At 45.5% G+C, this 25,703-nt stretch carries 22 protein-coding genes; 21 read left to right on the top strand and 1 reads right to left on the bottom strand.

What is annotated here, in order from left to right; all coding sequences use genetic code 11:
* The first annotated feature begins 101 nt into the window (after positions 1-101).
* The 8 genes from LCL96_RS18750 to LCL96_RS18715 all read left to right on the top strand — a co-directional run bounded on the left by LCL96_RS18750 (position 102) and on the right by LCL96_RS18715 (position 12,236).
* The gene (locus LCL96_RS18750; protein ID WP_224944033.1) at positions 102-1,289 is read left to right on the top strand and encodes an acetyl-CoA C-acetyltransferase; all 1,188 of its coding nucleotides are present in this window, start codon (positions 102-104) and stop codon (positions 1,287-1,289) included.
* A 194-nt stretch (positions 1,290-1,483) separates the two neighbouring features.
* On the top strand, positions 1,484-2,335 hold the full coding sequence (locus tag LCL96_RS18745; protein WP_224944031.1) for a 3-hydroxybutyryl-CoA dehydrogenase: 852 nt from the start codon (positions 1,484-1,486) through the stop codon (positions 2,333-2,335).
* Between the two features lie 23 nt (positions 2,336-2,358).
* Positions 2,359-3,495 (top strand): acyl-CoA dehydrogenase, encoded by a 1,137-nt coding sequence (locus LCL96_RS18740; RefSeq protein WP_224944028.1) that lies wholly within the window; start codon positions 2,359-2,361, stop codon positions 3,493-3,495.
* A 147-nt stretch (positions 3,496-3,642) separates the two neighbouring features.
* Positions 3,643-4,782 carry an acyl-CoA dehydrogenase gene (locus LCL96_RS18735; protein ID WP_224944025.1) on the top strand — a complete coding sequence of 380 codons (1,140 nt, stop codon included), beginning with the start codon at positions 3,643-3,645 and terminating at the stop codon, positions 4,780-4,782.
* Positions 4,783-5,015: 233 nt separating this feature from the next.
* A complete protein-coding gene (locus tag LCL96_RS18730) occupies positions 5,016-5,669 on the top strand; it encodes a TetR/AcrR family transcriptional regulator (RefSeq protein ID WP_224944021.1) in 654 nt (217 codons plus the stop codon).
* Positions 5,666-8,932 (top strand): fused isobutyryl-CoA mutase/GTPase IcmF, encoded by a 3,267-nt coding sequence (gene icmF / locus LCL96_RS18725; RefSeq protein ID WP_224944019.1) that lies wholly within the window; start codon positions 5,666-5,668, stop codon positions 8,930-8,932. Before LCL96_RS18730 ends, icmF begins: the two co-directional genes overlap by 4 nt.
* A 700-nt stretch (positions 8,933-9,632) precedes the next feature.
* Positions 9,633-10,193 (top strand): DNA-directed RNA polymerase subunit delta, encoded by a 561-nt coding sequence (gene rpoE, locus LCL96_RS18720; protein ID WP_224944017.1) that lies wholly within the window; start codon positions 9,633-9,635, stop codon positions 10,191-10,193.
* A gap of 438 nt (positions 10,194-10,631) precedes the next feature.
* Positions 10,632-12,236 carry a CTP synthase gene (locus tag LCL96_RS18715; RefSeq protein ID WP_224944013.1) on the top strand — a complete coding sequence of 535 codons (1,605 nt, stop codon included), beginning with the start codon at positions 10,632-10,634 and terminating at the stop codon, positions 12,234-12,236.
* 269 nt (positions 12,237-12,505) lie between these two features.
* On the opposite strand, the gene LCL96_RS18710 is transcribed toward LCL96_RS18715, so the two are convergent.
* The gene (locus LCL96_RS18710; protein WP_224944011.1) at positions 12,506-13,030 is read right to left on the bottom strand and encodes a DUF2529 domain-containing protein; all 525 of its coding nucleotides are present in this window, start codon (positions 13,028-13,030) and stop codon (positions 12,506-12,508) included.
* Positions 13,031-13,217: 187 nt separating this feature from the next.
* Here LCL96_RS18710 and LCL96_RS18705 point away from each other — a divergent pair, with 187 nt between their 5' ends.
* From LCL96_RS18705 to LCL96_RS18645, 13 genes are all read left to right on the top strand, one after another.
* Complete coding sequence (locus LCL96_RS18705) at positions 13,218-13,580, top strand: response regulator (RefSeq protein ID WP_206858194.1); 363 nt, start codon at positions 13,218-13,220, stop codon at positions 13,578-13,580.
* A 180-nt stretch (positions 13,581-13,760) separates the two neighbouring features.
* A complete protein-coding gene (gene fdaB, locus LCL96_RS18700) occupies positions 13,761-14,618 on the top strand; it encodes a class IIb fructose-bisphosphate aldolase FdaB (RefSeq protein WP_098351487.1) in 858 nt (285 codons plus the stop codon).
* Positions 14,619-14,796: 178 nt separating this feature from the next.
* Positions 14,797-15,438 carry a fructose-6-phosphate aldolase gene (gene fsa / locus LCL96_RS18695; protein WP_224944009.1) on the top strand — a complete coding sequence of 214 codons (642 nt, stop codon included), beginning with the start codon at positions 14,797-14,799 and terminating at the stop codon, positions 15,436-15,438.
* Between the two features lie 161 nt (positions 15,439-15,599).
* A complete protein-coding gene (locus LCL96_RS18690) occupies positions 15,600-16,883 on the top strand; it encodes a UDP-N-acetylglucosamine 1-carboxyvinyltransferase (RefSeq protein WP_224944007.1) in 1,284 nt (427 codons plus the stop codon).
* 164 nt (positions 16,884-17,047) lie between these two features.
* Positions 17,048-18,010, top strand: a complete 963-nt coding sequence (gene glpX, locus LCL96_RS18685) for a class II fructose-bisphosphatase (RefSeq protein ID WP_224943997.1) — start codon at positions 17,048-17,050, stop codon at positions 18,008-18,010.
* Between the two features lie 511 nt (positions 18,011-18,521).
* Positions 18,522-19,784 (top strand): transcription termination factor Rho, encoded by a 1,263-nt coding sequence (gene rho, locus LCL96_RS18680; protein ID WP_224943995.1) that lies wholly within the window; start codon positions 18,522-18,524, stop codon positions 19,782-19,784.
* A 222-nt stretch (positions 19,785-20,006) separates the two neighbouring features.
* Positions 20,007-20,219, top strand: a complete 213-nt coding sequence (gene rpmE / locus LCL96_RS18675) for a 50S ribosomal protein L31 (RefSeq protein ID WP_224943993.1) — start codon at positions 20,007-20,009, stop codon at positions 20,217-20,219.
* 298 nt (positions 20,220-20,517) lie between these two features.
* Positions 20,518-21,129, top strand: coding sequence for a thymidine kinase (locus tag LCL96_RS18670; RefSeq protein ID WP_224943990.1), 612 nt, complete (start codon positions 20,518-20,520; stop codon positions 21,127-21,129).
* Positions 21,130-21,456: 327 nt separating this feature from the next.
* On the top strand, positions 21,457-21,909 hold the full coding sequence (locus LCL96_RS18665) for a hypothetical protein (protein ID WP_224943982.1): 453 nt from the start codon (positions 21,457-21,459) through the stop codon (positions 21,907-21,909).
* Positions 21,910-22,042: 133 nt separating this feature from the next.
* Positions 22,043-23,113, top strand: a complete 1,071-nt coding sequence (gene prfA / locus LCL96_RS18660) for a peptide chain release factor 1 (protein WP_224943980.1) — start codon at positions 22,043-22,045, stop codon at positions 23,111-23,113.
* Between the two features lie 2 nt (positions 23,114-23,115).
* Positions 23,116-23,982 (top strand): peptide chain release factor N(5)-glutamine methyltransferase, encoded by an 867-nt coding sequence (prmC, locus tag LCL96_RS18655; RefSeq protein WP_263628246.1) that lies wholly within the window; start codon positions 23,116-23,118, stop codon positions 23,980-23,982.
* Between the two features lie 307 nt (positions 23,983-24,289).
* On the top strand, positions 24,290-25,102 hold the full coding sequence (gene spoIIR / locus LCL96_RS18650) for a stage II sporulation protein R (protein WP_224943977.1): 813 nt from the start codon (positions 24,290-24,292) through the stop codon (positions 25,100-25,102).
* Positions 25,103-25,229: 127 nt separating this feature from the next.
* Entirely contained in the window at positions 25,230-25,670 is a 441-nt protein-coding gene (locus tag LCL96_RS18645) for a GNAT family N-acetyltransferase (RefSeq protein WP_224943974.1), read from the top strand.
* Positions 25,671-25,703: the final 33 nt, after the last annotated feature.

Genomic DNA, 25,703 nt, shown 5'->3' with positions numbered 1-25,703 from the left:
TTGAGCGAGCGTTCAGTCGAAAGTCAGTCAAAATTTTTTAATGTTAATTGAAAGCGTATACAATTTGTCGAATGTAACCCATATAAAGGAGAGCGATGGAGATGGGAAAAACGGTTATTTTAGATGGAGCTAGAACGCCTTTTGGAAAATTTGGAGGAAGTCTCAGCAGTTTTACAGCTTCAGAGCTTGGCGGATTCGCCGTGAAGGAAGCGTTGAAACGTGCAGGCGTAAGCGGAGAAGAAGTGGAAGAAGTCATCCTAGGATCGGTTTTACAAGGCGGCCAGGGGCAAATCCCTTCACGTCAAGCCTCACGCCATGCGGGATTACCGTGGAATGTCAAAACGGAAACGATCAATAAAGTGTGTGCTTCTGGAATGCGGAGCGTCACACTGGGAGACCAGATCATCCGTGCAGGCGACGGCGAAGTGATCGTGGCAGGTGGAATGGAGTCCATGTCCAACGCTCCTTACATCCTGCCGAAAGCGCGCTGGGGATTCAAAATGGGCGACTCACAAGTAAAGGACCTGATGGTTCACGACGGACTGACGTGCAGCTTCAACAACGTCCACATGGGAACGTACGGAAACGAAACAGCGAAAGAATTCGAACTATCAAGGGAAGAACAGGATCAATGGTCACTCAGAAGCCATCAGCTTGCAGTGAAAGCAACGGAAGAAGGCGTACTCGGTGAAGAAATCGTCGCCGTTGAGGTGCCACAGCGTAAAGGCAATCCTGTCATCGTCGATAAAGATGAAGCACCAAGGAAAGAAACGTCCATCGAGGCGCTGGCTAAATTAGGTCCTGTCTTCGGTTCAGAAGGGACGATCACGGCAGGAAACGCACCAGGAGTCAACGACGGAGCGGCTGCCATGGTATTGATGAGCGAAGAAAGAGCAATGAAAGAAGGAAAACAGCCGCTAGCGACGATCCTTGGTCACACAGCGATTGCTGTCGAAGCAAAAGACTTCCCGCAAACACCGGGACTGGTCATCAATGAGCTTCTCAAGAAAACCGGGAAATCACTGGAAGAAATCGATCTGTTTGAAATTAACGAGGCATTTGCTGCGGTTGCATTGACCAGCGGGAAAATCGCCGGACTGGATCCTGAAAAAGTCAACGTAAACGGTGGAGCGGTTGCCCTCGGTCATCCGATTGGAGCAAGTGGAGCGCGTATCATCCTGACCCTGGCATACGAGCTGAAACGCCGCGGCGGAGGCATCGGAATTGCCTCGATCTGCAGCGGAGGCGGTCAAGGGGATGCGATTATGATTGAGGTGGCAAAGCAGTAGGAGGATTGAGTGGTTGTACCAGGTACAAATGAACAGTTTTGTACCTGGTACAAAATGAATGGATTGTACCAGGTACAGTAATTACCGTGATAGGTTCAGCAACTGAAAAAACCACAAAATCAGCAGCTGAATACAAAACGCAAAACCAAACCAACTAGATTACTAGTGTTAACCATAGCAAAGGGGAGAACAAAATGAACATCAAAAACGTAATGGTCATCGGTGCAGGTCAAATGGGCTCCGGAATTGCACAGGTATGTGCTCAAGCTGGATTCAATGTGTATCTGAACGATTTGAAAGAAGAGTTTGTTCAAAAGGGAATGGGCGTCATCACGAAGAACCTGACGCGTTCCGTTGAAAAAGGGAGAATGACGGAAGAAGATAAGACAGCCACGTTGAACCGCCTGAAGGCTTCAACGGATATCCACGATGCCAAGCAGGTTGATATCGTCATTGAAGCGGCCGTTGAAAATATGGACATCAAAACGAAAATTTTTGCTCAACTAGATGAAATTACGCCGGAGCATACAATCCTTGCTTCTAATACGTCATCCCTTCCAATCACGGAAATCGCTGCAGCGACGAAGCGTCCGAAGCAAGTGATCGGGATGCATTTCATGAATCCGGTACCCGTGATGAAGCTTGTGGAGATCATCCGTGGATTGGCGACGACGGATGAAGTGTATCAGGTGATTGAAGACATGACGAAGTCCCTTAATAAAGTGCCGGTGGAAGTGGAAGATTTCCCTGGATTCGTGTCAAACCGTATTTTGATGCCGATGATCAATGAAGCGATCTACACCCTGTATGAAGGAGTGGCGAGCAAAGAAGCAATTGACGAAGTGATGAAGCTCGGTATGAATCACCCGATGGGACCTCTTACGTTAGCTGACTTCATCGGACTCGATACTTGCCTATACATCATGGAAACACTGCACGAAGGCTTCGGTGATGATAAATACCGCCCGTGTCCACTGCTTAGAAAATATGTGAAGGCCGGCTGGCTGGGTAAGAAAACAGGCCGCGGTTTCTATTCGTACGAATAACGAACATCAGGGGGGAAACAGTCATGGAGTTACGATTCACGGAAGAGCAGCAGATGATGAGGAAAATGGTCAGGGATTTTGCTGAAACGGAAATTCAGCCGTTTATAGAAAAAATGGAAGAGGGAGAATTCCCGAGAGAAATCCTGAAAAAAATGGCTGAGCTTGGTTTGATGGGGATCACGACCCCTGAGAAATATGGCGGTTCGGAGATGGATTTCACTTCGTATATCATTGCGATTCACGAGCTGTCGAAAGTAAGTGCCACCATCGGGGTCATCCTATCTGTCCATACGTCGGTGGGAACCAACCCGATCCTTTATTTCGGAAACGAGGAGCAGAAACAAAAGTACCTTCCTAAACTTGCGTCGGGAGAATACCTGGGTGCTTTCTGCCTGACAGAGCCGAGTGCAGGATCTGATGCAAAGAGCCTCAAATCCCGTGCTGAGAAGCGGGGAGATCACTATGTGGTGAACGGATCGAAAGTTTTTATCACCAACGGCGGTGAGGCAGATACGTATATTGTTTTTGCCACAACGGATCCGACAAAAGGAAGCCGCGGGGTGTCTGCCTTCATCGTAGAGAAGGATACACCAGGGCTTGTGATCGGGAAAGATGAACATAAGATGGGTCTTCACGGTTCCCGGACCGTTCAGTTGACCTTTGAAGATATGAAAGTACCTGCTGAAAACCTCCTCGGTGAAGAAGGGGAAGGCTTCAAAATCGCGATGGCCAATCTTGATGTCGGTCGAATCGGAATTGCAGCACAGGCACTGGGAATCGCTGAAGCAGCATTTGACTATTCAACGGCTTATGCCAAAGAACGTGTGCAGTTTGGCAAACCGATTGCCGCTCAGCAGGGAATCGGCTTTAAGCTGGCGGATATGGCGACGGCCGTTGAAGGAGCTAAGCTTCTTGTGTACCGTGCGGCGAATCTTCGTACAAATAACAATTCCTGCGGGAAAGAAGCCAGTATGGCAAAGCTGTTTGCTTCGAAAACAGCGGTTGAAGTGTCGACGGAGGCGATCCAGGTGTATGGCGGATATGGCTACACGAAGGAATATCCGGTTGAGCGCTTGTTCCGTGACGCGAAAGTGACGGAGATTTATGAGGGTACGAGTGAGATTCAGCGGATGGTGATCGGGAAGAATTTGTTGGTGTAATTGAAATCTAGCAAGGGTGTCGCAGAGCACTTATTCTTAGCGTGTCAGGCACCCGATATATACTGAGGTGTTTCGTGGTGTAAAGGGGTTTGCTGCTTTTTGAGGTTGCCGGACCCGGTATGAAGTAGATATGAGGAGGAAGTTGAGATGAATTTTAAATTATCGGAAGAGCATGAAATGATACGGAAGATGGTGCGTGATTTCGCGCGGAATGAGGTGGCTCCGACTGCTGCTGAGCGTGATGAGGAAGAGCGCTTTGATATGGATATATTCAAGAAGATGGCAGAGCTTGGACTGACGGGGATACCTTGGCCGGAAGAATACGGCGGGATCGGCAGTGACTATCTCGCGTACTGTATCGCCGTTGAAGAGCTATCAAGGGTGTGTGCGTCCACGGGAGTTACGCTTTCAGCTCATACATCGCTTGCAGGATGGCCGGTTTACAAATTCGGTACCGAAGAACAAAAGCAGAAATATCTTCGCCCGATGGCTCAAGGTGAGAAAATCGGTGCTTATGGTCTGACAGAGCCAGGTTCAGGATCTGACGCCGGCGGTATGAAGACGACCGCTCGATTAGAAGGCGATCATTATGTATTGAACGGTTCTAAAATTTTCATTACAAACGGTGGAATTGCTGATACGTATATCGTGTTTGCATTAACTGATCCTTCCCAGCGCCAGCGTGGAACGAGTGCGTTCATTGTAGAGGCAGGCTTTGAAGGGTTCTCGGTAGGGAAGAAAGAGAAGAAGCTCGGTATCCGTTCATCGCCAACGACTGAGATTGTATTTGAAGACTGCAAGGTGCCAAAAGAGAACATGCTTGGCAATGAAGGCGACGGATTCAAGATTGCCATGATGACTCTTGATGGCGGCCGTAACGGAATTGCCGCTCAAGCTGTCGGGATTGCTCAAGGGGCCCTTGATGCGTCGGTCGATTATGCCAAAGAGCGTGAGCAGTTCGGTAAGCCGATTGCAGCGAACCAGGGGATTTCATTCAAGATCGCGGATATGGCTACTTCCATCGAAGCTTCCCGTCTATTAACCTACCAAGCTGCGTGGTTGGAGTCTGAAGGGCTTCCATACGGAAAAGAATCGGCGATGTCGAAGCTGATGGCCGGGGATACAGCGATGAAAGTAACGACAGAAGCGGTTCAAATCTTTGGTGGATATGGCTATACGAAGGATTATCCGGTAGAGCGTTATATGCGTGATGCGAAAATCACTCAGATTTATGAGGGGACGCAGGAGATTCAGAGATTGGTTATTTCGCGGATGGTGACGAAGTAAGGGATTGATTTTAAAGAAGATTTTCTTGAAAGTCCTGACGCGTGTCATGCACCCGAAGGATTTCTGCATGTTTCGTGGCGTAAAGGGGTTTGTGTCACGGCTGCTTGAGGGTGCCAGGCCCGGTATGAATTGATATAGAGATAGAGTTCTGATTGCTTCGTTGGGGGATGAAGCAGTTAGATTAGAGGTTAGGGGTCAATGGGAGAAACGGAATATAAAGGCGGTCGATTGTTTTGAATAAGAAGAGGGAAGTTCATGCTTCGGTTAAGGATGAGCGTTTGGTGGAAAAGCGGCGTGATCAGATGATTCGTGGGGCCGTCTCTCTGTTTAAACAAAAAGGGTTTCATCGCACCACGACTAGAGAGATCGCAAAGGCCGCCGGATTCAGTATCGGAACGCTGTATGAATATATACGAACAAAGGAAGATGTACTGTATTTAGTGTGTGACAGCATTTATGAGCAGGTTCGATTGGAGCTTGAGGAGCTGGATGTGGGAAAAGGGACGATTGAGAGCTTACGGCTCGGCATCGCCCATTACTTCAAGGTGATGGACCGGATGCAGGATGAAGTTCTTGTCATGTATCAGGAAGCGAAATCACTCTCAAAGGACGCCCTTCCATATGTCCTGCGCAAGGAGCTTGAAATGGTCGGGATGGTGGAAGACCTGATCAAAGGCTGCGTGGAAAGCGGGAAACTGGATCTTGATGGTAATCAAAGCCACATGCTGGCTCAAAATGTTTTCGTTCAGGGACAGATGTGGGGATTCCGTCGCTGGGCGATGCAGAAGCGATTTACGCTTGAGGAATACATCGATCTTCAAATCGAGCTGCTTTTTACAGGAATCATCGGATTTGAAAAACAAGGGAGAACAGGGGGAGTAGTATGAGCACGGTTGAGATTTATAAACCAAAGCACCATGTTCGTTTTGTCACGGCGTCGAGCCTGTTTGACGGGCATGATGCGTCGATCAACATAATGCGTCGGATTATCCAGGCAAGTGGGGCGGAAGTCATCCACTTGGGACATAACCGTTCTGTAGAAGAAGTTGTCAATGCTGCTATTCAAGAAGATGTTCAGGGGATTGCGATTTCATCTTATCAGGGCGGACACGTCGAATACTTCAAATATATGTACGATCTTTTAAAAGAAAGAGGGGCATCCCACATCCGCATTTATGGCGGAGGCGGCGGGGTGATCATCCCACGTGAAATCAAGGAACTTCACGAATACGGGATCGCCCGCATCTTTTCGCCTGAAGACGGACGTACGCAGGGTCTTCAAGGCATGATAAATAAGATGATCGAGGAATGTGATTTCCCGACCATCAAGGGAAGCGTGAATCAAGAAGTTGAAAAGCTTTCGACTGGAAATGTGAACACGGTTTCGAAGCTGATTTCACTTGCCGAGTACCAAGTCGGGGCCAATGAAGAAGTCGCGGCTACAGCCCAAACCGTTTTTTCCGAGATTAAAAACTTGGCCAAAAAAGTGCCGGTATTAGGGATTACAGGAACAGGTGGAGCAGGGAAGAGTTCATTGACGGATGAGCTGATCCGCCGTTTTATCAATGAACTTCCTGAAAAGAAAATCGCGATTCTATCCATCGATCCCACGAAACAAAAAACGGGCGGTGCCCTGTTAGGTGACCGGATCCGTATGAATGCGATCTTCAATCCGCGTGTTTACATGCGAAGCCTTGCTACTCGTGGGTCGAAAACGGAGCTTTCACTTGCGATCAAGGACGCGATCAATGTCGTGAAGGCGGCAGGGTATGATCTGATCGTCGTGGAAACGAGCGGAATCGGGCAGGGAGATGCGGAAATCGCTGAAATCTGTGATATGTCCATGTACGTCATGACGAGTGAATTCGGTGCCCCGTCCCAGCTTGAGAAAATCGATATGATCGATTTCGCCGACCTGATCGTCATCAATAAATTCGAACGCAAAGGCTCGGAGGATGCGAGACGCCAAGTGCAGAAGCAGTATCAGCGCAGTCATATGCTATTCGATAAAGACCTTGATGACATGCCAGTATACGGCACGATTGCCAGTCAGTTCAATGATCCCGGGACGAACGCCCTGTTTGCGGCTATCATCGAAACCGTGAATAAAAAGATGGAACTGGATTGGGAAACGGGCTTTTCTAAAAACGTCGATGTAGAAAAGCAAAACGTGATCATTCCAAACAATCGCCGTTACTATCTTCGTGAAATTGCCGAAACGGTTCGCAATTATCATAAAAAAGCCGAAGAGCAGGTGGATTTGGCACGTCGGATGTTCCAGCTTGAAGGGGCCATCGAAGCGGTCAATGAGAAAGAAACGAATGACGGGATCGTCACATCCCTTCAAACGTTAAAAGAAGAAGTCGAAAATAAACTAACAGCTGAGTCGAAACAGATTTTACAAAAATGGGATAACCTCAAAGAAACGTACAGCAAGGATCAGTTCATCACGAAAATCCGTGATAGGGAAATCGTCACGGAATTAAAGACGAAGAGTTTATCCGGACTGGACATCCCGAAAGTATCTCTTCCAAAATACAAAGACTACGGTCAGATTCTGGATTGGGTTTACAAAGAGAATGTACCAGGTTCATTCCCTTATACAGCAGGCGTATTTCCTTTTAAACGAAAAGGGGAAGATCCGAAGCGTCAGTTTGCCGGAGAAGGGACACCTGAACGGACGAACCGCCGATTCCACTACCTGTCGAAGGATGATGATGCAAAACGCCTGAGTACGGCATTTGATTCTGTCACGTTATACGGTGAAGATCCGGATCACCGTCCGGACATCTACGGAAAAGTAGGGGAAAGCGGCGTGAGCATCTGTACGCTGGAAGATATGAAAAAGCTGTATGCAGGGTTTGACCTGTGCGCGCCGTCTACGTCGGTTTCCATGACGATCAACGGTCCGGCACCGATCATTCTTGCGATGTATATGAATACAGCCATCGATCAGCAGATCCGCATGAAAGAAGAAGAGCTTGGCCGCGTACTCACAGTCGAAGAATATGTGGAAGTGAAGGAACAAACACTTCAAGTTGTCCGTGGAACGGTGCAGGCAGATATTTTAAAAGAAGATCAGGGCCAAAACACATGTATCTTCTCAACTGAATTCGCACTTCGCATGATGGGTGACATCCAGCAGTACTTCATCGATCACAAAGTACGAAACTATTATTCTGTTTCGATTTCCGGCTATCATATCGCCGAAGCGGGGGCGAACCCGATTTCGCAGCTTGCCTTCACACTAGCGAATGGATTTACGTACGTAGAGTACTACTTAAGCCGTGGAATGGACATCAATGCTTTCGCGCCAAACTTATCGTTCTTCTTCTCGAACGGTTTAGATCCCGAGTATACAGTGATCGGACGTGTAGCGCGCCGCATCTGGTCTACGGTGATGCGAGATAAATATGGTGCGAACGAACGCAGTCAGAAGTTGAAGTATCACATTCAAACATCCGGACGTTCTCTTCATGCTCAGGAGATTGATTTCAATGATATTCGTACAACGCTTCAAGCCTTGATGGCGTTGCAGGATAACTGTAACTCCCTGCATACAAACGCCTATGATGAAGCGATCACAACGCCGACGGAAGAATCCGTTCGCCGTGCCATGGCCATCCAGATGATCATCACAAAAGAACACGGATTATCCAAAAACGAAAATCCGCTTCAAGGTTCATTCATTGTCGAAGAGCTGACGGATCTCGTGGAGGAAATGGTGCTGACTGAATTCGACCGCTTAAATGACCGTGGCGGAGTACTTGGATCAATGGAAACCCAATATCAACGAGGGAAAATCCAGGAAGAATCCATGTACTACGAAATGAAGAAGCATTCCGGTGAGCTCCCGATCGTGGGAGTGAACACCTACCTGAATCCAAATCCTCCTTCTGAGGAACAAATGGACAGCATGGAGCTGGCCCGAGCAACGAAAGAAGAGAAAGAAACTCAGATTCATAATCTGCGTGACTTCCAATCTCAGCACAAAGATCAAACAGAAGAAGCCCTGAACCGATTGAAGCAGGCAGCCGTCGGTGGAGGCAATATCTTCGAAGAGCTGATGGAAACGGTAAAAGTCGCAAGCCTTGGACAAATCACCCGTGCCCTTTACGAAGTAGGCGGACAGTACCGACGTAATATGTAATGGTAATAAAGAAAAAGAGACTACTGTGGGTGCAGTGGTCTCTTTTTTCACAGTGAACATTCTATAAAGTGATGATTAGGCATAGTCTTATCGATGAGGAAAATTCTTTTATGTACTAATAACCAGTTGTTGATTAATATAATAAGTTGATTGAAGCGGAAATCAACAACGCATGTCTCTTAAAAAATGGTAAATTCATTCCGCCAAGTTTAAAAACGTACCAAACCGTCTATCCTTTATACGAACTCAACCAACTTTTAACATGAACTTAATAGTTATAGGGTAAGATTTCCTATATAATAAGAATTATCAGATAAGTGAACGGATAAGACGACACAAACGTTTGGATGTGAGACTGTGAAGGCTGTTTTACGTTACATATTAATGATCCTCACCATATACGCCGCCATCCTTTTATATCAAATTCAACTGGGGGCCATTCCTTTTTTCTTGCTGTCTTTCTATTTATTCTATGAAGCCTTCCGGGTGATCAGGAACGGTCGGAGACAAGAAAAATGGGGGAATGGAAGACCCTCTTAAAACCAGATGTGAAAAAAATACGAGAAAAACCAGATAGGTATAGCATAAAGTGTTTCATATTGTTTATAATGATGAATATGGTTAAAATTGATAATGGAGAATTTTTGCCCTTTTTTACTCTACTTAGTAGAGTGTGAAATAGAGAAAGGAAGTGCGTAAAGTGAGTCTTAAGCAATTATCCAAAGAAGAATTGCGTCAAACATCATTCATTGAGCTGGCACATGAAATTTTAGTAGAGAAGAAGCAAGCAATGGCATTTGAAGAGGTAGTCAAGGAAATCAAAGGTTTGCTTGAAATCTCTGATGACGAAGTACGTAATCGATTGCTTCAATTTTATACAGATCTGAATATTGACGGACGTTTCATTGCCATGGGCGATAATCGTTGGGGATTACGAGAGTGGTACCCGGTTGATCAAATCGAGGAAGAAACGGTACCAACGATGAAATCCAGCAAAAAGAAAAAAGCCAAGAAGAAGGACGAAGATCTGGATCTGGATGATTTCGATGATCTGGACGATGAAGATCTGGATTACGATGATCTTGATGATGCAGACGAGGATGATGACCTCACAGATGATGACGATGATATCGATGTAGACGATGCAGATGAAGATCTGGATATCGATGAAGATGATGATGATGACCTTGAAATCGATGAATTCGACGATGTCGATGAAGAAGAGGACGAGGACTTAGATGAAGAAGAGGAAGAAAAGTAATTTCTTCTGATCCTTATGCCCCCATTAGGCTTTAGGCCTTCGGGGGGCTTTTTTGACACTTAAAATGATTGAAAATTCGATCCTTATTCTATGCTTGACTTCTTTCGTCTAGGAAGGTAGTATTTTATTTGGGCTCCCTAAAAAGGGACGAATAACGTATATCACGCTCCCCTTACATGATTGTAAGCGGGGCGTTTTTTGTTTTTATAAGAAGAATGCTTTGACGTGACTAGAAATAGGCGTATCTATCTTTTAAAGACCCCTTACATCATTATGTATCTTGATAATTAAGAGGCTGTCTTTTAGCTGGTTGATACATGAATTTATTTTAGAAGAATGGACTGGTCCTTCTTTGAACAAGATAATTCATGACATGACTACATAAGAGACACCCTCTACTTTTTTTGAACCAAACTTACTTTGAAGGGGGACATATACATGACTAAGTATATTTTCGTAACAGGCGGCGTAGTGTCGTCACTAGGGAAAGGGATCACAGCAGCGTCCCTTGGCAGACTATTGAAAAATCGTGGAGTGAGTGTCACGATCCAGAAATTCGATCCATACATCAACGTGGATCCGGGGACGATGAGCCCTTATCAACACGGTGAAGTATTCGTAACCGATGACGGTGCGGAAACGGATCTTGACTTAGGTCACTACGAGCGTTTCGTTGATATCAACCTGACGAAATACAGCTCTGTCACAACAGGTAAAATCTATTCAACTGTATTGAAAAAAGAACGCCGCGGGGATTATCTTGGTGGAACCGTGCAGGTTATCCCGCACATCACGAACGAAATCAAAGAGCGCGTATACCGTGCCGGCCGCGAAACGAATTCTGATGTCGTCATCACGGAAATCGGAGGAACGGTTGGGGATATCGAATCTCTACCATTCCTGGAAGCGATCCGCCAAATCAAGAGTGATGTCGGCCGTGACAACGTGATGTACATTCACTGTACGCTTGTTCCTTACATCAAAGCAGCCGGTGAAATGAAAACAAAACCGACTCAGCATAGCGTAAAAGAACTTCGCAGTCTTGGAATCCAGCCAAATGTCATCGTCGTTCGTACAGAAATGCCAATGACCCAGGACATGAAGGACAAAATCGCGTTATTCTGCGATATCGATAAAAATGCGGTAATCGAAGCAATGGACGCAGATACATTATACTCTGTGCCACTGGCTCTTCAGGACCAGAAGCTTGATGAAATCACATGTCAGCACCTGAAGTTGGACTGCCACGAAGCAGACATGACAGAGTGGAATGAACTGGTAGACCGCGTGAAAAACCTTTCCCGCAAAACGACGATTGCCCTTGTCGGGAAATATGTTGAACTGCAGGATGCCTATATTTCTGTAGTGGAAGCCCTTCGTCATGCAGGGTACCATTTCGACAGCGATATCGAAGTAAGATGGTTGAACTCTGAGCTTGTCGACAATGAAAACGTAGCGGAGAAGTTGGCCGATGTAGACGGGATCCTTGTACCAGGAGGCTTCGGTGACCGCGGTGTGGAAGGAAAGATTTCTGCGACGCAATATGCCCGTGAAAACAAGATCCCATTCCTTGGAATCTGCCTTGGTATGCAGCTAGCTTCTGTTGAATACGCACGTAACGTTCTTGGTCTTGAAGGAGCTCACTCTGCTGAATTGAATCCTGAAACGCCATATCCGGTCATCGATCTATTACCGGAACAAAAGGACATCGAAGATCTTGGTGGAACCCTTCGTCTTGGACTGTATCCATGTAAGCTGACAAAAGGTTCAAAAGCCTATACAGCCTACGATGGAGAAGTGGTATACGAACGTCACCGTCACCGCTTCGAATTCAACAATCACTACCGTGAGCAAATGGAAAAAGCCGGCTTCATCTTCTCAGGCACAAGCCCGGATGGCCGTCTAGTGGAAATCATCGAGCTGAGCGACCACCCATGGTTCGTTGCATCCCAATTCCACCCTGAATTCACATCACGCCCGACACGTCCACAGCCTCTATTCAGAGACTTCGTGGAAGCGTCACTTGCGTATGGTGAGAAATAATAGATTGGTTAGGAAAAGCCCTCCCGGATCGGGAGGGCTTTTTTGTTTTATCGACCTTCGTGGGGATTTATCAACCTTTATTTCGATTTATGGACCTCTATACGGTTTTATCAACCGTTCTTTCATTTTATCGACCTTATTTTCACGATATCGACCGTTCTCCTTTTTTCGACAAATTTCGCAGACTGAAGACTCACATCGCAAAAGCACGCCGACGAAAGCCTCCCACCAAAAAAAGCCCCTCCTCTACAGAGAAAGGGCAAACACATCTATTCCTCATACTCCTCCAGCATCTCACGAATCACAAACCCCAGCGCGAAATATAAATAGAGAGCAGCCATGCTCGAAGGGAAGCTCACACGCTCACCGATTTCATCTCCGGGAAGCATTCCTTTGATCACTTTTGTATCCAGGTGAACGTCGGCCTCGTCCAAGAGATTGACTTCTCCCTCGATCACTCCGGACACCGCTACAAATGGTATCCCATCTGCCGCCAGCTTCTTCACAAAGCGAACCGCATCCTCATCCGTTGAGAAGCGTGTGACGACCAAAACCCGATCCGCCTCTGTCAATTCAATAGAAGGATCATATCGTTTGGCAGAAGGAAGGGGTTCTGCACCAAACAAAGCCTCTGACGTCACAGCTTCCATTTCCCCATATGATTGAATATAGATGTTCCCCTGACCGATCGCAGCCTGGGCAAGCAGGCGCGCTCCGTCCTCGATTTCAAATTCCTGTTTATCATAAATCCGTTTGAACAGTCCCGTTAACTGTGTAGTGAACATTTTGATCATAAAGTTCAATCTCCTTCTCAAATTCATCTTCGACATTTTTCTTCATAACGCTTATTATAAAGGGAAAAAGGTCTCAAGCAAAATCTTGAGAAGAAGCAGGATTTTTTACAAAAAAAGAGAATAAGTAATAAATATACAATGACGCCAGAATACATAATCTACTATATAGTGAAGGGGACTGGGATATATGAATGAGAAAATTCTGATTGTGGACGATCAATTTGGTATACGAATACTATTAAATGAAGTGTTGCAAAAAGAAGGGTACCAAACATTTCAAGCGGCGAATGGGATTCAGGCTCTTGAAATCGTAGATAATCACTCCCCTGATTTAGTACTGCTTGACATGAAAATTCCTGGAATGGATGGAATTGAAATCCTGAAGCGGATGAAGCAGAAAGATGCTGATATCCGTGTCATTATCATGACGGCATATGGAGAGCTTGATATGATTCAGGAGGCAAAGGACTTGGGAGCGCTTACTCATTTTGCGAAGCCTTTTGATATTGACGATATAAGAAAAGCCGTCAAGCAATATATTCCAGCTTGATGCTTTTGTGTGAATAGTGAAAATAGTAGTATTTTTAACATTTCGCCTCTTCAGTTGGTAAAATCAATTCTGTTTTGGTATGATACAAGTGAAATTGTAAACAATGTCACAAGGTGCTATAAATAACACCACCATTTCTACTAAAATGGTTCACTGACTGAATAAAAGGAGGAAATAACTATGCCTTTAGTTTCAATGAAAGACATGCTTATTCAAGCAAAAGAAAAAAGCTATGCAGTAGGTCAATTCAACCTGAATAACCTTGAGTTCACTCAAGCGATCCTGCAAGCGGCAGAAGAAGAAAAATCACCTGTCATCCTTGGTGTATCTGAAGGTGCTGCCCGTTACATGAGCGGCTTCAAAACAGTGGTGAAAATGGTTGAAGGTCTTATGGAAGACTTAAACATCACCGTTCCTGTTGCGATTCACTTAGACCACGGTTCAAGCTATGACAAATGTAAAGAAGCAATCGATGCAGGATTCACATCTGTTATGATCGACGCTTCTCACGGTCCTTTCGAAGAGAACATCGAAATCACTTCTAAAGTGGTTGAGTATGCACACTCTAAAGGTGTTTCTGTCGAAGCTGAACTTGGAACAGTTGGTGGACAAGAAGATGACGTAGTAGCTGACGGCGTTATTTATGCAGATCCTAAAGAGTGTCAAGAGCTGGTTGAACGTACTGGCATCGATACACTTGCACCTGCACTTGGTTCTGTCCATGGTCCTTACAAAGGTGAACCAAACCTAGGATTCAAAGAAATGGAAGAAATCGGAGCGGCTACTGGAGTACCTCTAGTCCTTCACGGCGGAACTGGAATCCCTACAAAAGATATCCAAAAAGCGATTTCTTACGGAACAGCTAAAATCAACGTAAACACTGAAAATCAAATTGCTTCTGCAAAAGCGGTACGCGAAGTGCTTGCAGCTGACACAGAAGTATATGATCCACGTAAATACATGGGGCCGGCTCGTGAAGCGATTAAAGCGACAGTTGCTGGTAAAATGCGCGAATTCGGTTCTTCTAACCAGGCGTAAACTTCAGGTAATGTTTGGAAAAGGTATCTTACATAGATTAGATCCTGTCCAATCGTGGTAAATAAAATGATGTAGTAGGATGGGACTGGCACCAGGAGAGGGTTGATACCTTGTTGGGTCAGTCCTTTCCGTTCATTAAAAAAGATTGAAAATTTTGTCGAAAATGGGGTATTTACTAATGAAATTTTTCATAGACACAGCTAACATGAACGAAATCAAGGAAGCATTCTCATGGGGTATTGTATCAGGAGTAACAACGAATCCGTCCCTAGTGGCGAAAGAAAAAGACGTAACATTTGAAGATCGTTTGAAAGAAATCACGGATCTGGTCCCAGGTTCTGTAAGCGCTGAAGTCATTGCAACAGATGCAGAAGGCATGATCAAAGAAGGAAGGGAGCTTGCGAAAATCGCTCCTAATATTACCGTAAAGCTGCCAATGACGCCAGATGGCCTGAAAGCGACCTCTACTTTTGCTAAAGAAGGGATCAAGACAAATGTCACGCTGATTTTCAGTGCGAACCAGGCGCTGTTAGCGGCTCGTGCTGGAGCGACGTACGTTTCGCCTTTTTTAGGAAGATTAGATGATATCGGTCATGATGGTCTTGAGCTAGTATCTAAGATTGCTGAAATCTTTGCCATTCACGGTCTGGAAACAGAAATCATCGCGGCTTCGACCCGTCATCCACAGCATATTACGGAAGCGGCTTTAAGAGGGGCTCACATCGCAACCGTCCCGCTTAAAGTATTAAAACAATTATTCCAGCATCCATTAACGGATAAAGGAATTGACGCGTTCCTGAATGATTGGAACAACCGCTAATCTTAGGTCAATCGATCTAAAGGAAAAAAATTCGATTCTCCTATACATGTTTTGACGAATTATGTATACACTAGTAGACAATACTTCTTAGAACGTCTTCTATTGGAAAAATAATCCTTTTTGTTCATAGTGTCATCTTGAACAGTGGAAGGGAGATTAATATGGAAAAGCTAAAAATTGCAGGAGGTTATCCGCTAGAAGGAACCATTAAAGTCAGTGGGGCCAAAAATAGTGCGGTAGCCTTGATCCCGGCAACCATCCTTGCAGATTCTCCGGTTACGATCGAAGGATTACCGGACATCTCTGATGTGAGAACGCTGAAAGATCTTTTAGAAGAGATCGGCGGTTCTGTCTCATTGGAAGATGGGGATATGAGAGTCGATCCAAGTCAAATGGTGTCCATGCCTTTACCAAGCGGAAAGGTGAAAAAGCTTCGTGCTTCCTACTATTTGATGGGTGCGATGCTCGGACGCTTTAAAAAAGCGGTCATCGGTTTACCAGGTGGATGTCACCTAGGGCCACGTCCGATCGACCAGCATATCAAAGGCTTCGAAGCTCTAGGAGCGGAAGTCACCAATGAACAAGGCGCGATTTATTTGCGTGCCGACGAATTAAAGGGTGCCCGCATTTATCTGGATGTCGTCAGCGTCGGGGCAACGATCAACATCATGCTTGCTGCGGTCCGCGCGAAGGGCAGAACGATCATTGAAAATGCGGCGAAAGAACCTGAAATCATCGATGTTGCGACCCTTTTAAGTAATATGGGTGCGAAGATCAAGGGAGCCGGTACCGATGTGATCCGGATTGATGGGGTGGACGAGCTTCACGGCTGCCGTCATACCATCATCCCAGACCGTATCGAAGCGGGAACCTTTATGATCCTTGCAGCTGCAGTCGGAAAAGGGGTACTTGTCGACAATGTCATCCCATTACATATGGAATCGGTCATTGCCAAACTCCGTGAAATGGGAGTGCCAGTTGAAACAAACGACGATCAGATCTTCATCGGCAGAGCGGATAAGCTCAAATCCGTTGATGTGAAAACACTGGTATATCCAGGTTTCCCGACGGATCTTCAGCAGCCGTTCACCACGTTACTCAATCGGGCAGAAGGGTCTGCCGTTGTAACAGATACCATCTACTCAGCCCGTTTCAAGCATATTGATGAGCTGAGAAGAATGAACGCCACAATCAAAGTCGAAGGACGCTCTGCCATCGTCAACGGTCCTGTTCAATTACAGGGGGCCAAAGTGAAGGCAAGTGACCTCCGCGCAGGAGCAGCCCTTGTCATTGCCGGCTTAATGGCCGAGGGCATCACAGAAGTGACCGGACTCGAGCATATCGACCGCGGTTACAGTGATCTCGTTTCGAAACTCGAGGGTCTCGGCGCAACGATTTGGCGTGAAAAGATGACGGTTGAGGAAATGGAGCAGATGAAGTCATAGGTTTACATTATTTCCAGTAATTTTCTTACCAAACAAACGATTATGTCCTACTTTTTTCGAAAAATAGTCTCTCTAACGTTTTCAATGTGTTACAATAAATCTGTCAATATGTTATACAATTTAAGATTATTGTAAAACTAAAGGGAACACGGGAGGCTATATACATGGAAAGAAGTTTATCAATGGAGCTAGTTCGAGTAACGGAAGGGGCCGCTCTTGCATCGGCCCGCTGGATGGGTCGCGGGAAGAAGGATGAAGCGGATGACGCTGCAACTTCCGCCATGCGCGACGTATTCGATACTGTACCGATGAAGGGAACGGTCGTCATCGGTGAAGGGGAAATGGATGAAGCTCCAATGTTATATATTGGTGAGAAACTGGGGACAGGCTACGGCCCGCGTGTCGATGTAGCTGTCGATCCGCTTGAAGGAACGAATATCGTTGCTTCCGGAGGCTGGAATGCACTGGCTGTACTCGCTGTGGCAGACCACGGAAATCTGCTGAATGCACCCGATATGTATATGGATAAGATTGCTGTTGGACCGGAAGCGGTCGGGGAAATCGACATCAACGCTTCTGTCATCGACAACCTGAAAGCTGTTGCGAAAGCGAAGAACAAGGACATTGAAGATGTTGTAGCGACAGTCTTGAATCGTCCGCGTCATGAACACATCATCCAACAGCTGAGAGAAGCTGGCGCTCGTATCAAACTGATCAATGATGGGGACGTGGCAGGGGCCATGAACACAGCGTTCGATCATACGGGTGTCGATATCCTGTTCGGATCCGGCGGAGCTCCTGAGGGAGTACTGGCTGCCGTTGCCTTGAAATGCCTAGGCGGAGAAATCCAAGGGAAGCTTCTGCCGCAAAACGGTGCGGAACTCGAGCGTTGTATCAGCATGGGCCTTGATGTGGACAAGATCCTTCGGATGGAAGACCTTGTGTGTGGTGACGATGCTATCTTTGCCGCAACAGGTGTAACAGACGGGGAACTCCTAAGAGGTGTACAGCTTAAAGGAGCATACGGTCTGACACATTCTGTCGTCATGCGCGCGAAGTCCGGTACAGTCCGATTTATCGATGGACGCCACAGCCTTCAGAAAAAGCCAAACCTTGTCATGAAATAATAGACACAAGGATACAGAGAGAGAAACCAACTCTTCTTATATAAGAGAACAGGATGGGCAGAACATCTGCCCGTCCACACTCTTATCACTCACTTTTTTTCTTCATAGGTGAAAAAATACTGCCTATCTACCAAATCTACCTTCCTTTTTCTACCCAGTTATTGATTCTTGTTGAAAAGTATGGTTACAATAGATAAGGTTTTTATCTTCAGTATTTTTTCTTTATAGTTATGCTTCAACTTATTTCTTCATTTTTAGAAAAATCTACCCTTTTGGCCTCTTTTGCTAAATAAAATACCTTTAGTGAAAGAGTAAATATCAAAGTTGATTGAAGCGGAAGGTGTTCGACTCCTGCGGGAAAGTTGAGACCCCACAGGGCAGCGCCCGAGGAGGCTCAACTCACGCCCCGCGGTAAGCGAGCACCTGGAGCGGAAATCAACAACTACTCTCTTTGAAAATAAACTAAATTATTTTCTTTTGGTAGGACAAATTAATAAAGCGTGGTGTCATAATGGAAGAACTAACAATTTCTAGCTTAGAAAATATGAAGCTGAAAGAGCTTTACGAGCTAGCCAAACAATACAAAGTTTCTTATTATAGTAAATTAACAAAAAAAGAATTGATTTTCGCTATTCTTAAAGTTCGTGCAGAACAAGAAGGCTTCTTCTTCATGGAAGGTGTTCTTGAAATCATTCAATCAGAAGGATTTGGTTTCTTACGACCGATCAACTATTCTCCAAGCTCTGAGGATATTTACATTTCGGCATCACAGATACGCCGTTTTGACCTTCGTAACGGTGATAAAGTGTCGGGTAAGGTACGTCCTCCGAAAGAAAATGAACGTTATTTCGGATTGCTGCATGTTGAAATGGTGAACGGGGAAGAACCTGATTCTGCGAAAGAACGTGTGCATTTTCCAGGATTGACGCCTTTATACCCTGACCGTCAAATGAAGCTTGAAACAACGCCTAATAAAATTTCCACACGCGTCATGGATCTCATCGCACCAGTCGGCTTTGGACAGCGTGGGTTGATCGTAGCCCCACCTAAAGCGGGTAAGACGATGCTGATCAAAGAAATCGCAAATTCCATCACAACCAATCATCCAGAAGCGGAACTGATCATTCTTCTGATCGATGAGCGTCCAGAGGAAGTAACCGATATCGAACGATCGGTAGAAGCAGAAGTCGTCAGCTCGACATTCGATGAAGTGCCGGAAAACCACATCAAAGTGGCGGAACTCGTTCTTGAGCGCGCGATGCGTCTGGTTGAGCACAAGCGTGACGTCATCATCCTTATGGACAGCATCACTCGTTTGGCCCGTGCGTATAACCTGGTCATCCCGCCAAGTGGGCGAACTCTTTCCGGTGGTATCGATCCTGCCGCATTCCACCGTCCGAAACGATTCTTCGGGGCTGCCCGTAACATTGAAGAGGGCGGAAGCTTGACGGTCCTTGCCACAGCACTTGTGGACACGGGATCCCGTATGGACGATGTCATCTATGAAGAATTCAAAGGAACCGGAAACCTTGAGCTTCACCTTGACCGTTCTCTTGCAGAGCGCCGTATTTTCCCGGCCATCGACATCCGTCGTTCCGGAACGCGTCGTGAAGAGCTTCTGATCAAGCCGGATCATCTTGAAAAATTATGGGCGATCAGAAAAGCCATGTCCGATCAGCCTGATTTCGCTGAGAAGCTGATGCGAAAGCTGAAGCAATCGAAGACGAATGAAGAGTTTTTCAACGTGTTGACAGAAGAGTCCAAGAAGCGTTAATCTAGTAATCGACCGATTTTTCGAGATAAGGGGTGACTGGAATTTCCAATTTTCTATGTTGCAAAAAATCCTTGTCCTTGTTATAATAGTGTCAATGTGTTTTTAAAAACTGGATGTGGTAAGGGGCTGGCTATTACTCTCATGCTTATGCTCATATCACATATATCTTCGTAATAAATTACTCTGTTTCAGATGATTCAGGGCGGAAGGAGATGAAAGAGAATGAAATCAGCAATTCATCCAAAGTACAACATGATCAAAGTTAGCTGTGCTTGCGGTAACGAATTCGAAACTGGTTCTGTAGCAGAAGAAATGCGCGTTGAGGTATGTTCTGAATGCCATCCATTCTACACAGGCCGTCAGAAATTCGCTGATGCAGGTGGACGTGTTGACCGTTTCAACAAAAAATACGGTCTTAAAAATCAACAACAATAATGAAGAGTCAGAAGGCCGCATCCAACTCCTTTGTGCGTAGGTGCGGATCCTTCTCTTCTATTAGAAAAACAGGCAAGGATCTTCATGCTTGCCTGTTTTTTATTACGTTTAAAGCAAATGGTCGATGAAATAGAGGCAGTTCCAATTGAGCTGTGCCTCTTTTTTTCTGCCAAATTCCTGAATTTCAAGCATTATTCCCGTACATAAAGGAATGCTTTATAGTAAGTAGTAGTCCGTTTTTACTAACAGCCAGGCTGTTTTTTTATAGAACAAAGGGTAAGGAAGGAGAGGCGCTTTCGTGTATGTCATGAAACAAACGGGTTGGGTAGAAGTCATTTGCGGCAGCATGTTCTCAGGGAAATCCGAGGAACTGATCCGCCGGGTACGACGCACTCAATTTGCTAAACAAGAAATTGCTGTGTATAAGCCAAAATTAGATAATCGCTATAGTGATGAGTCGGTTGTATCTCATAATGGTACCTCTGTCATCGCCAAAGCAGTAGAGGATTCCAGCGTGATCCTTGATGATCTTAATCCAGAGGTGGATGTCGTTGCGATCGATGAGGTGCAGTTCTTTGATGAAGGCATCGTCAACGTCGTACAAAAATTAGCAAACAGCGGATATCGCGTCATCCTAGCAGGTCTTGATCAGGATTTCCGTGGAGAACCATTCGGACCGATGCCGGACTTGATGTCCATTGCTGAGCAAGTGACAAAACTTCAAGCCGTTTGTGCCGTCTGCGGCTCTCCGGCAAGCCGGACTCAGCGTCTGATCAACGGTGAACCGGCATGCTACGATGATCCCGTCATTCTCGTCGGGGCATCTGAAGCTTACGAGCCAAGATGCCGTCATCACCATGAAGTGCCGACCGGGATGAGTGTTACGCCGGATATGGTGAAGGAAGTTTAAATTTTTGTAAACAAAGTCCTTAGTTGGGGCTTTGTTTTTTTATATTTAAATGCAAAAAGCATGAAAATAGGATGTTTTGCTCATATGCACTGGTTTGAAGGGTGATTTGGCTTGATTGAGGATGGAGCGTTTAATCTAGAAAGGCGTCTGAGGACCGGAATTGCGTCATTTTCGACGGTGATTGCGTCATTTTACGATTTATTGCGTCATTTTTCCGTTATTTGCGTCTTTTTACAAAAATTCCCTCAATACTCACCAGCACCCTCGACCAGACCAATGCATAACCACCTTCCTGCAGGAAAACCTAACATCAGGAGGTGTGAAAGAATGAAAAGATTACTATTAGCTTTATCCTTTACCGTTTTCTTTATTTTGATTACGGCATGTGGTGTAAATCAGGAGTCGGAATACGGTGTGCATAATGATAGCGGCGGGACCCGTTTCATTGATAACCGCAAAGCGGTAATGGATAAGCGCCAAGATGAAAGTGTGCGGGATATCACGGATCAAAACCCCAATTTTCCTAACCTGACGAATTCACCAGGTACGACTTCAACGACAACCGGTGTATATGAAGATAAAGCCCGTGAAGTGGTAAGAGAGAAATCTAAATTTCAGCCTGATGAAGTCTGGATCAATGGGAATCAGATGTGGGTGACCGCTCATACGAAGAAAGAAATGAATATGGAAGAGACTGATAAAGAGGAAGCCATGCTCAAAGACAAATTACAACGAGCGATTCCCCGTTACAATATTAACGTGAAAATTACCGAAAGATAATGGAAGGGGGAGCGAACTTGCTTCCCCTTTTTCGTACGAAATTCCCCTTGTCCCCATACCCGATCCTCCTTGTGTTTACATACACCATATAATATAATTGTACTGTTATGGATTAAAATTGAGGTGAATAGCTGTGTTCGATCGTTTACAAGCAGTGGAAGATCGCTATGATAAGTTAAATGAACTATTGAGTGATCCAGAAATTGTGAATGACCCAAAGAAGCTAAGAGATTATTCAAAAGAACAATCAGACATCCAAGCAACGGTAGAAGCATATCGAGAATATAAAGAACTAACCGGGCAGTATAAAGACGCAAAGGCGATGCTGGATGATAAGCTGGATGCTGATATGCGTGAAATGGTAAAAGAAGAAGTGTCCGAGCTTGAAGAGCAAATCGAAGCGTTGGAAGCCCGTCTGAAAATATTATTGATCCCGAAAGACCCGAACGATGATAAGAACGTAATCATGGAGGTTCGCGGTGCTGCGGGTGGAGATGAAGCCGCCCTGTTCGCCGGTGACTTGTACCGCATGTACAGCCGCTACGCTGAATCCCAAGGCTGGAAGATCGAAATCATGGAAGCGAACTCCACTGGTGTCGGTGGATACAAAGAGATCATTTTCATGATTAACGGTAATGGCGCATTCTCCAAAATGAAGTACGAAAACGGGGCGCACCGTGTGCAACGTGTACCTGAAACCGAATCCGGTGGACGTATCCATACGTCGACGGCAACGGTTGCCTGTCTTCCTGAAGCAGAAGAAGTTGAAGTCGATATCCACGATAAAGATATCCGTGTCGATACCTTTGCTTCAAGCGGACCAGGGGGACAAAGCGTTAATACGACCATGTCTGCTGTGCGTCTGACGCATATGCCGACAGGTGTCGTTGTATCTTGTCAGGATGAAAAGTCTCAAATCAAGAATAAAGAAAAAGCGATGAAAGTATTGCGTGCCCGCGTGTACGATAAATTCCAGCGTGAAGTTCAAGCGGAATACGATGCCAACCGTAAATCGGCCGTTGGTACAGGAGATCGTTCAGAGCGTATCCGTACGTACAATTTCCCACAAAATCGTGTGACGGATCACCGTATCGGCCTGACGATCCAGAAGCTTGATCAGATCCTTGAAGGAAAGATGGATGAAGTTATCGATGCACTGATCATCGAAGATCAGTCCAAACTTCTTGAAAGACTGGAAGAATAGTCATGGTGACGGTATTTGAAGCCCTGAAATGGGCTTCTTCTTTTTTAGTCGAGAAAGGCCGCGATGAGAATGTGGGAGAAATCTATCTGCGGCACTTGTTGGGAATGTCACGATCGCAGCTCTTAGCGGAACAGCGGAGGTCCGTCCCTCAGGAGAAATGGGACGAGTTTCAAGATGGAGTCCGTCGTCATGTCAGCGGCGTACCCATTCAGCACATTATCGGGGTCGAGGAGTTTTATGGCCGTGAATTTGTGGTGAATGAGCACGTTCTGATTCCTCGACCGGAGACGGAAGAGCTCATATATTATGGTCTGGAGAAGATGAAGGATCTGTTTGGTGATGTGGACTCTCATTTGGTGGCTGCAGACGTAGGTACCGGAAGCGGGGCGATTGCCGTTACATTGAAGCTTGAGTCGAAACGGATTCCTCTTGAAATGATGGCCGTCGATATTTCGAGTGAAGCATTGGCCGTTGCGAGGGAGAATGGCACAAGACTCGGTGCAGATGTCCGATTTATGGAAGGGGATCTGTTACAGCCATTGATCGAAGACTGTGTAAAGCTTGATGTTCTGCTATCGAACCCTCCGTATATTCCTCTGACCGATCGCGAAACGCTATCAGATGTTGTGATCGACCATGAACCCGAACTCGCCTTATTCGGTGGGGAAGATGGGTATGATCTGTATAAACGGTTTATGGATGAACTGCCGCTTGTTATGAAGGAAAGATGCTTGATCGGTTTCGAAGTCGGTGTCGGTCAGGGAGAGACGGTAGCGGACCTGCTGCGCGTTACGTTTCCGGATGCCAAGACAGAAGTCGTTTATGACATCAATGGGAAAGATCGTATGGTGTTTTGTGTGAGGAAATAAGGATGTATGCCCCTGATTTTAGCGATCGGGGGTGTTTTTTGTGAAAATATCACTGTTTTTGAGTGAATCTGAGAAAATATAGAGTTTCATTCCTGCTCTAACCCTCTCATCTTCAGGTTTATTTTCAATTCAGGCACATTTGTTTTCAAAAATGGAGTTTTATTTTCAAAAACAGCCAACTTATTTTCAAAACCAAGATTTTATTTTCAAAAATCCTCGCGAGCCAATTTTCCTTCACAAAAATGTTATTTTACTAGTTTAAGATTTCCCCCTTTTGACCAGACTGTTTTACTGAGGGGGAGAGAAAATGAAAACAAAACATACCGTGTTATTGTATATCTTAATTCTATCATTAGGAACGATTCTAAGTTTATATATACCGAAGCAGGAAATGGCGGCCCAGGAGACGATGGTGATCCCGCAGGAAGCGATTCGCCTGCGGATCCTCGCCAATAGCGATCTGGATCAGGATCAAAACGTGAAGAGACTTGTTCGGGATGAAGTAAACAAAGAGATCACAAATTGGGTATCGGCTCTAACATCCCAGGATGAAGCGAAGTCGGTGATCAAAGAGGGACTGCCGGAGCTTCAGAAAATTGCGGAAGACGTTGTTGCTGCTGAAGGCATGGAACAATCAGTAAAAGTAGAGTTTGGAAAAGTGAAATTCCCTACAAAGCTATACGGGCAGTACCTGTATCCTGCTGGTGAATATGAAGCGGTGTTGATCACTCTTGGTAAAGGAGAAGGGGCGAACTGGTGGTGTGTCCTGTATCCGCCACTTTGCTTCCTGGATTTCTCTACTGGAAATGCTGTAAGAAGCACAGGGTTTGAAACAAAGGTGGAGGCTAGTGGCAATGAAGTAACGGAAGTGGATCCTGAAGATGCTGTAGAGGAAGATACGAAGTCGGAACCTGAGATTAGTGAGGATATCATTGCCTATAAGCAAGTTGAAGTAGAGGCAGTAGAAGCCGGTGTGATCGGAGAAGAAAAGGTAGATGCTCCCGATGAGGAAGAAGTCGAAGCGCAAGAAGAACCGGTTTTCGTGGAAGATTCGGAAGAGGAAGAAGTAGAGGTTCGATTCTTTGTAGTAGATTTATTCAAAGGTTTGTTCAATAAGTAAGCTTCATCCAATTGGATGAAGCTTTTTTCTTAGAAAGAAAATCTATTTCTCTATCATTTTTTGTTCTAATCTCCTTCTCTCCTCATACATTGATACTAGAGGATGATAGAAAAGGGAGGATGAAAGAATGTTAAAAGTGATCCGCCAGGCAACGAGTGAGGACATTCATGAAGTCGTGGCCTTCTTGGTGAAAGCCGGGTTAAGCACAGAAGGCATTAAACATAGCATCGATTGTTTTTTAGTAGTGGAGGATGGGGATAACCGGTTGATCGGCACCCTTGGAATCGAGGTGCAGGAGAAGGTCGGACTTCTTCGGTCACTTGTGGTTACCTCTTCGTTCGAAAGTGAAGAGCTTTTTGCGCTATTTCAGGAGATATTAAAGCTGGCAAAAGAAAAGGATCTGACCCGACTTTATTTGATCTCCAATCGAAAAGCTTCCCTGGCATTCTTTGATCTATTAGGTTTTCAACAGGAAGCGAATCCTGTTGTGGATGAGTTGGAGCACTTTGTTCATGCGAAAAAGTTATCCACTGTGGATAATTGCATCACGATGAAGCTGGATTTATAGATATTTCGACAAAAATTTTGTAAGGGAATTCAG

Origin of the sequence: Rossellomorea aquimaris, from assembly GCF_020172085.1 — a bacterium.
Taxonomy (GTDB): domain Bacteria; phylum Bacillota; class Bacilli; order Bacillales; family Bacillaceae_B; genus Rossellomorea; species Rossellomorea aquimaris_E.
This window is presented reverse-complemented; position numbering and strand designations above follow the sequence as displayed.